Raw genomic sequence first — 13,120 nt, forward strand, 5'->3', positions numbered from 1 at the left:
AAGCAGCGCCACCTTCGGTCGCGCGAAGACGCTTCCTTCCCGATAATCAAGCCATCCCCGCGCTCGGTCGACCGGCCCGGTTTCCGGGGTCGGCAAAAAATTGCTCATTCCGCGAATCTGCAGTTGCTAATCTTTCGACCACTTAATATGATGTTAAGTGGGAGTGAGACATGGACGACATTGTAACTGCAGTGGCAAAGCAAGACGCAGTCGGCGAGAAAGTCAAGGCTTTCCGCACGGCCCGACGCATGTCGCTGCGCGCGCTCGGCGATGCCACCGGCACGACCGCGAGCTTCCTCAGTCAGCTCGAGCGGGGCCTGAGCGGCGTCAACATCAGCACGCTGATGCGGATTGCCGGGGCGCTCGGCATAAGCCTCACCGACCTTTTCGACGACGCGGCCCCGCCCGTCGGCCGGGTCTTGCGCAAGGGCGAGCGCCCGGCGCTGCCGCCGGCGGAAGGCTATCGCAAGATGATGCTGTCGCGCCGACCGATCCGCGACATGGAAGTCTACATCGGCGAATTCGACCCCGGCGGCTCGACCGGCGAAAAGCCCTACAGCCACGGCGATTCGCATGAACTTTTCTTCGTCATCCGGGGTGAGGTCGAATTGACCCTCGGCGACGAACGCCATCTGCTGTCGGACGGCGACAGCATCGAATATCCAAGTTCGGTTCCGCACAAGACCGTGAACATCGGCACGGAACCGGCCGAAGTTTTGTGGATGATCGCGCCGCCGACCAGCGTCGCGGACGACCTCGACCAATACCTGCCACGGCCTGGCTCGTAGCCGGGGCAGGAACAACGCAAGCGAGCGCTGCTGGGAGTATCAAAGAGATGAGAACATTTGCGAGGGCTCTTGCCCTGACCATGACGTGCGCCCTGGCGTTGCCGGCGTTCGCACAGGACAAGCCGGTCGCCGGCGAAGTGACGGAAGGGTCGCTGAAGGGCAAGACCCTGACCTTCGTGTCCTACGGCGGCATCTATCAGGACGGCCAGGCCGCGGCACTTCAGGAATTCGTCGAGAAGTCCGGCGTGACGCTGCTCAATGACGGCCCGACCGAAATCGCCAAGCTGAAGGCGCAGGTCGATTCCGGCAATGTCACCTGGGACGTCGTCGACACCGCCGACCTGCCGCCCTACGTCCACTGCGGAACGCTGTTCCAGAAGCTCGACTTCTCCAAGCTCGACGTTTCCAAGATCCCGCCGGGCCAGGTCGGCGAATGCTCTGTTCCGGCGATGAACTACGGCGTCGTGCTGATGTACAAGAACGACACCTACAAGGACAATCCGCCGAAGAACTGGCAGGACTTCTTCGACACCGAGAAGTTCCCCGGCGTGCGCGCCATCGACGGCAGCGGTGATCCGACCGGCAGCCTGCTCGAGCAGGCCTTCAAGGCGGCCGGCGGCGACCCGAAGGCGATGACGGCAGACGACATCGAAAAGGCCATCCAGAAGCTGCGCGATCTCGGTCCCGACACGATCTATTGGAAGACCGGTGCTGAATCCCAGCAGCTCGCCGAGTCCGGCGAAGCCGACATGATCATGATGTGGACCGGTCGCGCCATGACCGCCGTCAAAAACGGCGCCCAGTACACGCCGGTCTGGCAGGACTGGTTGGTCGTCATGGACCAGATCACCATTCCGGTCGGCGTCAAGGACACCGACGCGTCCTACGCGCTGATCAACGCCTACCTCGGCAAGCGCTCGCAGGAGATCCTCACCGAGAAGACCTCCTACACGCCGATCAACACCGACGCCAAGCCGCAGGTTGACGAGGTCACCACCTCCTTCCTGACCAGCACGCCGGAGCGCATTGCCCAGGGCTATCAGCAGAACATTCCGTTCTGGGTGAAGAACTTCGACCTCGCCGCCGAGCAGTGGTCCGCCCTTCTCTCCGGCAACTGAGCCCTTGATCCATGCAAGTCCGGCTCCGGCCGGACTTGCCTCCTGAAGCACTGGAGATCACCTTGACCGCCACGCCCGACCAGGGCTTGCGGACCGGCCTTGCCGGCGCCCGACAACCCGCTTTCCTTTCACGATTTCGCCCGCGCGGCGCGGTATGGCTGGCAGTTCCCGCCGTGCTGGTGCTGCTCGCAGCCCTTGCCTATCCGCTGGCGATCGTGGTGCTGCGCAGCTTCACCGATCCGGCGCCAGGCCTCGACAACTACGTCTGGTTCTTCCAGTCCGCCGTCAACAGGGCGGTGCTGGAGCGCACCTTCGTCGTCGCCGCCTGGGTGACGGTCGTCTCGCTGATCTGCGCCTACCCCTACGCCTATGCCATGACCATCGTCGGCAAGAACCTGCGGCTGGCGCTCATCCTGTGCGTGCTCGTGCCCTTCTGGCTGAGCGGCGTGGTGCGGACGCTCGCCTGGGTGATCCTGCTGCAGGATTCCGGCGTCATCAATTCGTTCCTGCGCGGCGTCGGCCTGCCGCCTGTCAAGCTGATCCGCACGCTGCCCGGCGTCATCATCGGCATGACGCAGGTGCTGCTGCCGTTCATGATCCTGCCGATCTATACGGTGATGAAGGGCATCGATACCCGGCTGCTGCAGGCCGCCCGCAGCCTCGGCGCAAAGCCGTGGCGCGCCTTCGTGCAGATCTACATGCCGCTGTCGCTGCCCGGCGTCTATGCCGGCTGCATCATCGTCTTCATCCTGTCGCTCGGCTTCTACATCACGCCGGCCCTGCTCGGCGGCCCGCGCAGCATCCTGCTGTCGTCACTGGTGCAGAACCAGGTGCTGAGCCTGCTCAACTGGGGCCGCGGCGGCGCCATGGGCGTTGTGCTGCTGGTCGCAACCTTCGTGCTGCTGGCCATCGCCGCCCCGCTGATGCGGCAGAAGCACAGTTCCACGCGCAGGGAGGCCTGAACCGATGCCATCCTTCTCGCGCATTCTCCTCGGCCTCTTCTGCCTGCTCGTCGCGTTGCTGCTGCTCGCGCCGACGCTGGTGGTGATCCCGATGTCGTTCAACGGCAACAAGTCGCTGGCCTTCCCCCCGGTCGGCTTCTCGTGGCAATGGTATGACAACTTCTTCACCAATCCCGATTGGACGACGAGCTTCACCAACTCGCTGATGATCGCCGTCATCGTGGCGGTGGTGGCGACCGTCGTCGGCACGCTCGCCGCCTTCGGCGTCACCCGTGCTGCGGCGCGGACCGGCGGCCTGCTGCGTGCGCTCCTGATCACGCCGATGGTCGTGCCGGGCGTGGTGCTGGCGATCGGCATCTATGCGGTCTATCTCGACGCGCATCTGGTCGGTACGGTCACCGGTTTCGTGCTCGCCCACACGATGCTGGCGATCCCCTTCGTGCTGATCGCGGTGCAGGCGAACCTGGAGGTCTTCGACCGCCGCCTGGAAACCGCCGCCGCCAGCCTTGGCGCGGGTCGGCTGACGGTGTTCCGCACCGTGACGCTGCCGCTGATCCTGCCGGGCGTCCTATCCGGCGCGCTGTTCGCCTTCATCACCTCGTTCGACGAGATCATCGTCGCGCTGTTCATCACCAGCCCATACCTGAAAACCCTGCCGGTGCAGATCTACTCGTCGATCACCCGCGACGCCGACCCGACCGTCGCGGCCGTCGGCACGCTGCTGTTCCTGGCGACGTCGCTCATCATCATTGCCGGCCTGCTTATCGGCATGCGCCGCGGAAGGACATGACCATGAATGCACCCCTACGATCCGCCGGTGCCGCGATCGAAATTCGCAAGGCCTCCAAGCGCTACGGCGCCTTCGTGGCCCTGAACGACATCGACCTGAGCATCCGTCCCGGCGAGTTCATGACGCTGCTCGGCCCCTCCGGCTCCGGCAAGACGACGACGCTGAACCTGATCGCCGGCTTCACCGACATCAGCTCCGGCACGCTCGAGATCGGCGGCAAGAGCGTCACCGGCCTGCCCTCTCACAAGCGCAACATCGGCGTGGTCTTCCAGCACTACGCGCTGTTCCCGCACATGACGGTCGGCAAGAACGTCGCCTATCCGCTGACGCTGCGCGGCATAACCGGCGAGGAACGCGAGCGCCGCGTCAAGCGGGCGCTCGACATGGTGAAGATGGCCGACTTCGCGCACCGCTACCCGAACGAGCTGTCCGGCGGTCAGCAGCAGCGCGTCGCGCTCGCCCGCGCGCTGGTGTTCGACCCGCCGCTGCTTTTGATGGACGAGCCGCTCGGCGCGCTCGACAAGAAGCTGCGCGAATGGCTGCAGCTGGAAATCAAGCGGATCCACCGCGAGCTCGGCACCACCTTCGTCTACGTGACCCATGACCAGGAAGAGGCGCTGGTGCTGTCCGACCGGATCGCCGTCTTCAACGGCGGCCGCATCGAGCAGATCGGCACCGGCCGCGAACTCTACGACAATCCGGCAACGCTGTTCGTCGGCCGCTTCATCGGCGAATCGACGGTGCTGCGCGGAGCGGTCGAGGTTTCCGGCGACGACACGGTGATGACGATCGGCGACGAAAAGGTCGTGGCGCATGGCCGGCTTGCCGGCGGTGCCCGCCCGGTCATCCTGCTGCGGCCCGAGCGGGTGGCGCTGAAGCGTCCCGGCGCCGAGCCCGTCCCCGGCGAAAACCGCCTCTCCGGCACGGTCGCCGAGGCGATCTACCTCGGCTCCGGCTCCAAATACGAGGTGCGGCTTAGGGACGGCACGATCGCCGTCGTGCGCAGCCCGCTCGGCGCGGCCGATTTCGCCATCGGCGACGCCGTCGAGGTCGCCTTCATGCCCGCCGATCTCACCCTTCTTCCCGACGACGCCAGCGCCGACGTGACACTGACGTAAACCGAACCGAACCGAAAGCACCTCCCATGGACGTCAAGACCAACGGCAACATCTCGTTCTGGTATGCCGACATCGGCGGCATCCCGCAAAAACGCCCTGCCCTTCCCGGCGACCGCGACGCCGATGTCTGCATCATCGGCGCCGGCTTCACCGGCCTGTGGACCGCCTACTACCTGAAGAAGGCCGATCCTTCCCTCAACATCGTCATCGTCGAACGCGAGTTCGCCGGCTTCGGCGCCTCCGGGCGCAACGGCGGCTGGCTGTCGGGCGGCTTCGGCTGGTCGCGGGAGAAATACCTCAAGACCTCCAGCCGCGGTGCCGTCATCGACATGCAGCGCGCCATGGCCGGCACGGTGGACGAGGTGATCCGCGTCACCGAGGCCGAAGGCATCGATGCCGACATCCTGCGCGCCGACAACCTCACCGTCGCCACCAACGCGCCGCAGCTCGAGCGCGCCCGCGCGGAATACAAGTTCTACCGCGACTGGCAGATGCCGGAAGAACGGATCGAGCTGCTTTCGGCCGAAGCGGCGGCGAAGCGGATCCGCATCGCCAACATCAAGGGCGCCTTCGTGATCCGCGACATGGCGCGCGTGCAGCCGGCCAAGCTGGTGCGCGGCCTTGCCAAGGTGGTGGAGAGCCTCGGCGTCTCGATCTTCGAGGGCACCTCGGTGACGAGCTTCGAGAAGGGCCGCGTCGTGACCGATCGCGGCACGGTGCGCGCCCCGGCGATCATCCGCGCCACGGAAGGCTTTTCCGCCGGCCTGCCCGGCCATGAGCGCACCTGGCTGCCGCTCAACAGCGCCCAGATCGTCACCGAGCCGGTGCCGGACTCCTTGTGGAAGGAGATCGGCTGGGAGGGTCACGAACTGCTCGGCGACGCGGCGCATGCCTATTGCTACGCCCAGCGCACCCGCGAGGGTCGCATCACCATGGGCGGCCGCGGCGTGCCCTATCGCTTCGGCTCGAAGACCGACGTCAACGGCCAGACGCAGCAGGCGACCATCGACGCGCTGCATGCCATCCTGACCCGCCTGCTGCCGCAGACGAAATCGCTCAAGATCGATCACGCCTGGTGCGGCGTGCTTGGCGTTCCGCGCGACTGGTGCACGACGGCCGGCTTCGATCGCTCGACCGGCATCGGCTGGGCCGGCGGCTATGTCGGGCTCGGCGTCTCCAGCTCCAACCTCGCCGGCCGCACGCTCGCCGACCTGGTCCTCAACCGCAGCACCGAGCTGACCGGCCTGCCCTGGGTCAACCGAACGGTGCGCAAGTGGGAGCCGGAGCCGTTCCGCTGGCTCGGCGTGCATTCCATGTACCAGCTCTACCGCATCGCCGACGAACGCGAGTTTGCCGGCCTGCCACAGACTTCGAAGTTCGCGGCGCTTGCCGACAGCATCACCGGCCACTGAGCCAAACCGTGAATGACAGGATATACCCATGATCAGTTTTGAGAATTTCGGCGACCTCCTCGGCTTGAACCTCGGCGCCGCCGCGCCGAAGCCCACCGCCATCGCCGGTGACCCGCAGGAAGCAGCCGTTGCCTTGTGGAAGAGCCCGGACGGCAAGATGGAGACCGGCGTGTGGGAATGCTCGCCCGGCCGCTTCACCGCCGATCGCAGCCAGCAGTCGGAGATCTGCCACATTCTCACCGGCCGTGTGACGCTGCACAATGGCGACGGCACCAGCCGCGACATCGGCGCCGGCGAGATGTTCGTCCTGCCGCTCGGCTGGCGCGGTGAATGGACCATCCACGAACAGACCCGCAAGATCTACACGATGATCGCTGCCGGCGTCTGACGACGCCCGCACCGTCACCGGAGGCCCACCAATGACAGACGACGTATCGTCCGGCAATTCGACGGCGCGCGCGCCGTCTGCCTTTCCGCACCTGTTCCAGCCGCTGAAAATCCGCGGGGTGGAACTGAAGAACCGGATCATGTCCAGCGGCCATGACACGACGCTGCCGACTGATGGTCTCGTCAACGACGCGCTTCTCGCCTACCATGCCGCCCGCGCCAAGGGCGGCGTCGGGCTGATCGTCAGCCAGGTCGCGGGCGTGCACGAGACGGCGCGCTACACCTCCCACATGCTGATGGCGACCGAGGACGCCTGCATCGACGGATACCGCCGTCTTGCGGAAATCTGTCACGCCGAGGGCTGTGTCCTATTCTCGCAACTCTTCCATCCCGGCCGTGAGATCATGGAGGGCGGCGACGGGCTGCTCACCGTTGCCTATGCCCCCTCCGTCTCGCCGAACGAACGCTTTCGCGTGATGCCGCGGGCGCTCGACCGGCCGATGATTGGGGAGATCATCGCCGGTTACGCCGCCGCCGCGCGGCGCATGCATGCGGCCGGTGTCGATGGCTTGGAGTTCGTGGCAAGCCATGGCTACCTGCCGGCGCAGTTCTTCAATCCGCGCGTCAACCGCCGCTCCGACGACTACGGCGGCTCGCTGGACAACCGCCTGCGCTTCGCCCGGGAGGCGCTCGCGGCCATGCGCGCGGCGACTTCAGCCGATTTCGTCATCGGCATGCGCATCAGCAGCAGCGAACGCGACGAGCAGCAGGGGCTCGCCAGCGACGAGACGCTGGAAATTTGTCGCCGGCTGGAGCCGATGCTGGACTATGTGAGCGTTACCGCCGGTACATCGGCCTCGCTTGGCGGCGCTGTTCATATCGTCCCGCCCATGGCCTACCGCGCCGCCTACCTTTCCGGCGACGTGGCGCGGTTCCGCGAGGCGCTTGGCATCCCCGTCTTCGTGACGGGGCGGATCAACCAGCCGCAGGAGGCCGAAGCGGTGATCGCAAGCGGTGCGGCAGACGTCTGCGGCATGACGCGGGCGATGATCTGCGACCCGGACATGCCGGGCAAAGCGCTCGAAGGCCGGACGGACGACATCCGCGCCTGCATCGCCTGCAACCAGGCCTGCATCGGCCATTTCCATCGGGGCGTGCCGATTTCCTGCATCCAGCATCCCGAAACCGGGCGCGAACTGACATTCGGCACGCTCACGCCAGCGGCCAAGCCGAAATCCGTGATGGTCATTGGCGGCGGCCCGGCGGGCATGAAGGCGGCCGCCATCGCCGCGGCGCGCGGACACAGGGTGTCGCTGTACGAGGCCGCCGCGCAGCTTGGCGGACAGGCGCTGCTGGCGCAGCAGCTTCCGCGACGGGCCGAGTTCGGCGGCATCATCACCAACCTCGCCCATGAGGTCGAGCTTGCCAATGTCCGGGTCTTGCGCGGCACGCGCGTCGACCGGGCCCTGGTGGAGGCCGAGAAACCGGACGCGGTCATCATCGCCACCGGCGCCCGACCCTATCGTCCCGACCTTCCACAGGACGACAGCATCCAGGTGGTCGATGCCTGGCAGGTGTTGCGCAAGGAGGTGAAGACCGGCAGCCGCGTCGTCGTCGCCGACTGGCGCTGCGACTGGATCGGCCCCGGCATCGCCGAGTTGCTGACCAACGAAGGCTGCAGCGTCGACCTCGCCGTCAACGGAACGCATGCCGCCGAACTGCTGCCGCTCTATGTTCGCGACAACCTCGCCGCCGAATTCCATCGCATCGGCGTGCGCGTCACACCCTATGCCCGCCTTTATGGCTGCGACGGCGGAACGGTGTATATGCAGCACACGGTAAGCGAGCAGCCAATCCTGTTCGAGAACGTGGAGACATTGGTGCTTTGTCTGGGTCACGAACCTGTCGACGATCTGGCGGACATGCTGAAGGACCTCGTGCCGGAACTGCACGTCATCGGCGACAGTCAGGCACCGCGCACGGCGGAAGAGGCCGTTTACGACGGACTGAAGGTCGCCTCCATGCTCTAGCCGGATCACGCACTGGGCCCCGTAGGTGCCCGCAAATTCGTTGACGTGAACACCCAAATTGACGCGGGTGGCGAACCTTCGGGGTCGCATCCCGCGCTCCCATGTCGCTTTCGCAAAACCGCTGCACACATTTGCGGGACATGCACTAGGGCAGCCCATTGATAAAATGCCGGCAGTTGTATTCACCTGATCTTTTCTCCGGTCCCCGCAAAGGTAGCGAAACCCGCAAAAACGCCGTCAACCGATGACTCTGCAATTTCGTTCTCGCCAGACCCCAATCGCCCCGCACATCAAGATGGCAACGCTCGCCGCCCTTGCCTGCGCTGTTGGGGCGAGCGCGCTCGTTTGCGTGCTGAGCCTGCTGGTTCCCGATCGTCCGTTTTGGCTGGAACTGACCGCCGTGGCGTCAATATCGGCGGCGGTTACATTTCCGCTTCAATTTGCGCTTTGTCTGCGCAACGAATCGCTTCGCGCGACCAGACAGGAACTCGAGCACGCGCGCCGTCACGATCCCGTCACCGGTACACTGCGCGCCAGCGAATTTGCGACCTCGATCGAGCACGCGATCGACCGCAGGCGCGTGAGCACTGCGGAAAGTGCCGATGGCGTCATGCTCGTTCTCAGGGTCGGCAATCTCGACGAGATCGGTGGTCGCTACGGTCCGCAATGGGCGGACACGCTGCTTCAATCCCTTGTCCGGATCGTGCATTCCTCCGTGCGCTATGGTGACCTTGTCGCCCGGCTTGCCTCCGACGAGCTCGGGATCTACCTGCCAGGCGCAACGCCAGAAAATGCAAGAGACATCTGCGATCGCATCCGCGAACGGGTAAAGGAGACCACCTTCACAGCCGGGCAGGAGCGCCAAATATCGGTGACGGTGCGGCTTGGCGGTACCAGGGTGGGTGACCAGGCCGACTTTCAGGCTCTCCGCGAGGCAGCCAACCGCGCCGCCCTCGCGGAGGAAGAGACTGGTCCGCTCCTGTTCCGGGAGCTGTTTTCGTGACAGGGAGGCTTTCGGGGCCGACCCGATAGCCGCACGCCATTGCCCATCACCTGATTGCGGCGCACGGCAAAGGTGTGGGCGTGTGCCAACCCGCATCGTCCTGGACGATCCGCCCTACCACCTCGTCCAGCGATTGCTGCCAGGGCGGCATGGTCCAGCCGAATGTCGCGGCGAACTTGGTGGTGGACAATTGCGTGTTCAACGGGCGTGCTGCCTGCGCGGCAAATTCGGTGGCCGTTATGTCACGAACCTCCGCCCACGGCCCGCCACGAGCGCGGCTTGAGGAGAACACATGACGGGCGAAGTCGGCCCATGAGGTCGTTCCGGTTCCCGCGAGGTGATAGATCCCGCATGCTGGGCCCTCATCCATCGCAACGGCGGCGCGCAGGATGGCGTCGGCAATGTCGAGCGCCGACGAGGGGTTGCCGCACTGGTCTGCGACGATCGCGATTTCCTTGCGCACGCTTGCCAGCCGCAGCATGGTTTTTACGAAATTCGTCCCGAACGGGCTGTACACCCAGCTCGTCCGCAGGATGAGATGCCGGGGGGCGGCCGCCGCCACGGCGATTTCGCCCGCAAGCTTGGAAGCGCCGTAGACGTTCAGGGGTGCCGGTGCATCGGTTTCGCGGTAGCCGCCCTGCTTCTTTCCGTCAAAGACGTAGTCGGTCGATAGATGGATGATCGGCACTCCGAGACGGAAAGCCGCCTCGGCGACGGCCCCGGCGCCGGTCGCGTTGATCCTGTGGGCCAGTGTCGGCTCGCCCTCGGCCCGATCGACGGCCGTATAGGCAGCGGCTGAAACGACAAGTCGGGGGCGCACGGACGCCAGCGCTGGCCAGATTGTCTCCGGCCGAGCCAGGTCGAGCTCGGGGCGCCCCAGGGCGACTACCTCGACGCCAAGCAGCGCTCCTGCCCGCTCCATCAAGGCCAAGGCGATCTGGCCCTTGGTCCCGGTTACGGCAATTCTCACGCCAGACGTCGCTGACGTTCGCCGAGACGCAGGCCGCAATAGCGCTCGCGGCGGATCGGCTCCCACCACCACCTGTTGGCAAGGTACCAGTCCACGGTTGCCTTCAGCCCTTCGTCGAACCCGATGTTCGGACTCCACCCGAGGTCTCGCTCGATCTTGGTCGGGTCGATGGCGTAGCGCCGATCATGGCCCGGCCGGTCGGTGACGAAGGTGATGAGATCGCTGTGGCGCCGCCCCCGCCCCCGCGGCCGGCAGGCGTCGAGATGATCGCAGATGGCCGTCACGACGGCGAGATTGCTCCGCTCGGCGCGTGCGCCGATGTTGTAGCTCTCCCCCGGCCTGCCGTGGCTCACGATCCGTGCCAATGCCCGCGCATGATCCTCCACATGCAGCCAGTCGCGCACGTTCGCGCCGGTGCCATAGACCGGCAGCGGCTTCTCCTCCAGCGCATTGATGATCGTCAGCGGGATCAGCTTCTCGGGAAAGTGATACGGCCCGTAATTGTTTGAACAATTGGAAAGCAGCACCGGCAGGCCGTAGGTATGGTGCCAGGCGCGCACGAAGTGATCGGCGGCAGCCTTCGAGGCCGCGTAGGGCGACGACGGCGCGTAGGCCGTCCCTTCGGTGAACACGCCTCCGTCGAGGGGAAGGTCGCCGAACACCTCGTCCGTCGAGACGTGGAGAAATCGGAAACGCTCGTGCGCCGGCGCGGCCAATCCGCGCCAATAGGCGAGCGCCGCGTTCAGCAGGCGAACGGTTCCGACGACGTTTGTTTCGATGAAAACGTCCGGCCCGTCGATCGATCGATCGACATGGCTTTCCGCCGCAAGATGCATCACGGCGTCGATGTTCTCGCGCCGCATGATGTCGAGGATGGCCCCCTCGTCGCCGATATCGACGTTATAGTGGACATAGTTCGGCTGGCCCTCGACCGTCCGCAACGAATCGAGATTGCCCGCATAGGTCAGCTTGTCGACATTGACGACGCGCTCGACCCTGCCTGCCACCAGCTGGCGGCACAGCGCGGAGCCGATGAAGCCCGCGCCGCCGGTGACCAGAATTCGCCTCACCCAAGCCCCCATCACTCAATCCCCTTGAAAACGGCCGCATCGGCCAGAAACGGTGCGTCACGATCCTTTGCCGACAGCTGCAAGCCGCCGGCATCCACGGGCCATTCAATACCGATGTCCGGATCATCGAAGCGAATGGCGCGATCGTGATCAGGCGCGTAGAAGTCGCTGACCTTGTAGAGGATGTCCGTATTCGGCTCGAGTGTGACGAAACCATGGGCAAAGCCGACGGGCACCAGAACCTGGTTGCCTTTTGCGGCGGACAGTTCGATGCCGCACCATTTGGCAAAGGTCGGCGAATTCTGGCGAAGATCGACGACGACGTCGAAGACGCTGCCCCGCACGGCCCTGACGAGCTTGGCCTGTGCGCGCGGCGGCAGCTGGTAGTGCAACCCGCGCAGCGTACCCGCCCTGGCGGAACAGGAGTGATTGTCCTGCACGAAGACGATGTCGATGCCCTTGGCGGCCAAGGCGGCCGCGTTGTAGGTCTCGACGAAGAAGCCGCGCTCATCGTGGAGACGACGCGGCGTCAGCTCCAAGACGCCGTCGAGGCCGAGGGGACGAACGTCAAGCATCCGCAAGCTCCCTGATCCGGCGCCGGAGGTAGGCGGCATAGTCGGTCTGGCCGAGACCGGCGGCGCGGGCCAGGACCTCATCGGCCGAAAGGTAACCCAGCTCGTAGGCGATCTCTTCCGGGCACATGATCTTGACCCCTTGCCGGTATTCGATCGTGCGTACGAAGGAAGCCGCGTCGTGCAGGCTCTCGTGTGTTCCCGTATCGAGCCAGGCATAGCCACGGCCAAGCCGGCGGACGTGCAGGTCGTCGCGCTCGAGATAGGTGCGGTTGACGTCGGTGATCTCCAGTTCACCCCGCCCGGATGGCCGGACAGAAGCGGCAATGTCGAGGACGTCGTTGTCGTAGAAATAGAGGCCCGTGACGGCCCAGTTCGACTTTGGCGCGGTCGGCTTTTCTTCGATCGATTCGGCCTTTCCAGTCAGGGAATTGAAACTGACGACGCCGTAGCGGCTCGGTTCGTCGACATGGTAGGCAAAGATGGTGGCGCCGGCTTGCTGGGCGACGGCGTCGCGGCAGATTTCGGCGAGCCCTGCCCCGTAGAAGATGTTGTCGCCGAGAATGAGCGCGACGGGGCTGTTTCCGACAAACTTGCGGCCGATGACGAAGGCTTCCGCCAGTCCGTTCGGCTGCGGCTGCTCGGCGTAGGATATCGACAGGCCGAGCGCGCTGCCATCGCCCAGCAGACCCTCGAACAGTGGCCGATCCCGCGGCAGGGTGATCACCAGGATGTCACGGATGCCCGCCAGCATCAGCGTGCCGAGCGGATAGTAGATCATCGGCTTGTCGTGCACGGGGAGCAGTTGCTTCGACACCGCGAGGGTGACGGGGTAGAGCCGCGTGCCGCTGCCGCCGGCCAGAATGATACCCTTCATGCGGGGCCTCCGGTTGTCCTGTG

General features: G+C 65.4%; 13 protein-coding genes. 9 read left to right on the forward strand and 4 right to left on the reverse strand.

Going from position 1 to position 13,120, the window contains the following annotated elements:
- The first annotated feature begins 170 nt into the window (after nt 1–170).
- The 9 genes from JNC62_RS17175 to JNC62_RS17215 all read left to right on the forward strand — a co-directional run bounded on the left by JNC62_RS17175 (nt 171) and on the right by JNC62_RS17215 (nt 9,608).
- Entirely contained in the window at nt 171–788 is a 618-nt protein-coding gene (locus tag JNC62_RS17175; RefSeq protein ID WP_374840229.1) for a helix-turn-helix domain-containing protein, read from the forward strand.
- 47 nt (nt 789–835) lie between these two features.
- On the forward strand, nt 836–1,906 hold the full coding sequence (locus tag JNC62_RS17180; protein ID WP_374840230.1) for an extracellular solute-binding protein: 1,071 nt from the start codon (nt 836–838) through the stop codon (nt 1,904–1,906).
- A 158-nt stretch (nt 1,907–2,064) separates the two neighbouring features.
- Nucleotides 2,065–2,868 (forward strand): ABC transporter permease, encoded by an 804-nt coding sequence (locus JNC62_RS17185; protein WP_374840349.1) that lies wholly within the window; start codon nt 2,065–2,067, stop codon nt 2,866–2,868.
- A 4-nt stretch (nt 2,869–2,872) separates the two neighbouring features.
- Nucleotides 2,873–3,658, forward strand: coding sequence for an ABC transporter permease (locus JNC62_RS17190; RefSeq protein WP_374840231.1), 786 nt, complete (start codon nt 2,873–2,875; stop codon nt 3,656–3,658).
- A 2-nt stretch (nt 3,659–3,660) separates the two neighbouring features.
- Nucleotides 3,661–4,776 carry an ABC transporter ATP-binding protein gene (locus JNC62_RS17195; protein ID WP_374840232.1) on the forward strand — a complete coding sequence of 372 codons (1,116 nt, stop codon included), beginning with the start codon at nt 3,661–3,663 and terminating at the stop codon, nt 4,774–4,776.
- A gap of 26 nt (nt 4,777–4,802) precedes the next feature.
- On the forward strand, nt 4,803–6,188 hold the full coding sequence (locus tag JNC62_RS17200; protein ID WP_374840233.1) for an NAD(P)/FAD-dependent oxidoreductase: 1,386 nt from the start codon (nt 4,803–4,805) through the stop codon (nt 6,186–6,188).
- Nucleotides 6,189–6,216: 28 nt separating this feature from the next.
- Nucleotides 6,217–6,576 carry a cupin domain-containing protein gene (locus JNC62_RS17205; protein ID WP_374840234.1) on the forward strand — a complete coding sequence of 120 codons (360 nt, stop codon included), beginning with the start codon at nt 6,217–6,219 and terminating at the stop codon, nt 6,574–6,576.
- Nucleotides 6,577–6,607: 31 nt separating this feature from the next.
- Complete coding sequence (locus tag JNC62_RS17210) at nt 6,608–8,605, forward strand: oxidoreductase (protein ID WP_374840235.1); 1,998 nt, start codon at nt 6,608–6,610, stop codon at nt 8,603–8,605.
- A 295-nt stretch (nt 8,606–8,900) separates the two neighbouring features.
- Nucleotides 8,901–9,608: a GGDEF domain-containing protein gene (locus tag JNC62_RS17215; RefSeq protein WP_374840236.1), complete on the forward strand. Its 708-nt coding sequence runs from the start codon at nt 8,901–8,903 to the stop codon at nt 9,606–9,608.
- Nucleotides 9,609–9,654: 46 nt separating this feature from the next.
- On the opposite strand, the gene rfbD is transcribed toward JNC62_RS17215, so the two are convergent.
- From rfbD to rfbA, 4 genes are read right to left on the reverse strand one after another with little or no spacing between them, the layout of a single operon-like run.
- Nucleotides 9,655–10,578: a dTDP-4-dehydrorhamnose reductase gene (rfbD, locus tag JNC62_RS17220; protein WP_374840237.1), complete on the reverse strand. Its 924-nt coding sequence runs from the start codon at nt 10,576–10,578 to the stop codon at nt 9,655–9,657.
- Entirely contained in the window at nt 10,575–11,660 is a 1,086-nt protein-coding gene (gene rfbB, locus JNC62_RS17225; protein ID WP_374840238.1) for a dTDP-glucose 4,6-dehydratase, read from the reverse strand. The genes rfbD and rfbB overlap by 4 nt, the downstream gene beginning before the upstream one ends.
- Nucleotides 11,660–12,223 (reverse strand): dTDP-4-dehydrorhamnose 3,5-epimerase, encoded by a 564-nt coding sequence (gene rfbC, locus JNC62_RS17230; protein ID WP_374840239.1) that lies wholly within the window; start codon nt 12,221–12,223, stop codon nt 11,660–11,662. The genes rfbB and rfbC overlap by 1 nt, the downstream gene beginning before the upstream one ends.
- Nucleotides 12,216–13,097, reverse strand: a complete 882-nt coding sequence (gene rfbA / locus JNC62_RS17235) for a glucose-1-phosphate thymidylyltransferase RfbA (RefSeq protein ID WP_374840240.1) — start codon at nt 13,095–13,097, stop codon at nt 12,216–12,218. Before rfbA ends, rfbC begins: the two co-directional genes overlap by 8 nt.
- Nucleotides 13,098–13,120: the final 23 nt, after the last annotated feature.

The sequence above is a fragment of the Mycoplana ramosa genome, from assembly GCF_041930185.1.
Classification (GTDB): domain Bacteria; phylum Pseudomonadota; class Alphaproteobacteria; order Rhizobiales; family Rhizobiaceae; genus Mycoplana; species Mycoplana ramosa.

Bases quoted from the DNA above. Each gene is read 5' to 3' on its own strand.
- JNC62_RS17215 (WP_374840236.1), top strand. From the start codon at position 8,901: ATGGCAACGCTCGCCGCCCTTGCCTGCGCTGTTGGGGCGAGCGCGCTC.
- JNC62_RS17210 (WP_374840235.1), top strand. From the start codon at position 6,608: ATGACAGACGACGTATCGTCCGGCAATTCGACGGCGCGCGCGCCGTCT.
- JNC62_RS17175 (WP_374840229.1), top strand. From the start codon at position 171: ATGGACGACATTGTAACTGCAGTGGCAAAGCAAGACGCAGTCGGCGAG.
- JNC62_RS17205 (WP_374840234.1), top strand. From the start codon at position 6,217: ATGATCAGTTTTGAGAATTTCGGCGACCTCCTCGGCTTGAACCTCGGC.
- rfbA (WP_374840240.1), bottom strand. From the start codon at position 13,097: ATGAAGGGTATCATTCTGGCCGGCGGCAGCGGCACGCGGCTCTACCCC.
- JNC62_RS17180 (WP_374840230.1), top strand. From the start codon at position 836: ATGAGAACATTTGCGAGGGCTCTTGCCCTGACCATGACGTGCGCCCTG.
- rfbC (WP_374840239.1), bottom strand. From the start codon at position 12,223: ATGCTTGACGTTCGTCCCCTCGGCCTCGACGGCGTCTTGGAGCTGACG.
- JNC62_RS17190 (WP_374840231.1), top strand. From the start codon at position 2,873: ATGCCATCCTTCTCGCGCATTCTCCTCGGCCTCTTCTGCCTGCTCGTC.
- JNC62_RS17195 (WP_374840232.1), top strand. From the start codon at position 3,661: ATGAATGCACCCCTACGATCCGCCGGTGCCGCGATCGAAATTCGCAAG.
- rfbB (WP_374840238.1), bottom strand. From the start codon at position 11,660: ATGGGGGCTTGGGTGAGGCGAATTCTGGTCACCGGCGGCGCGGGCTTC.
- JNC62_RS17200 (WP_374840233.1), top strand. From the start codon at position 4,803: ATGGACGTCAAGACCAACGGCAACATCTCGTTCTGGTATGCCGACATC.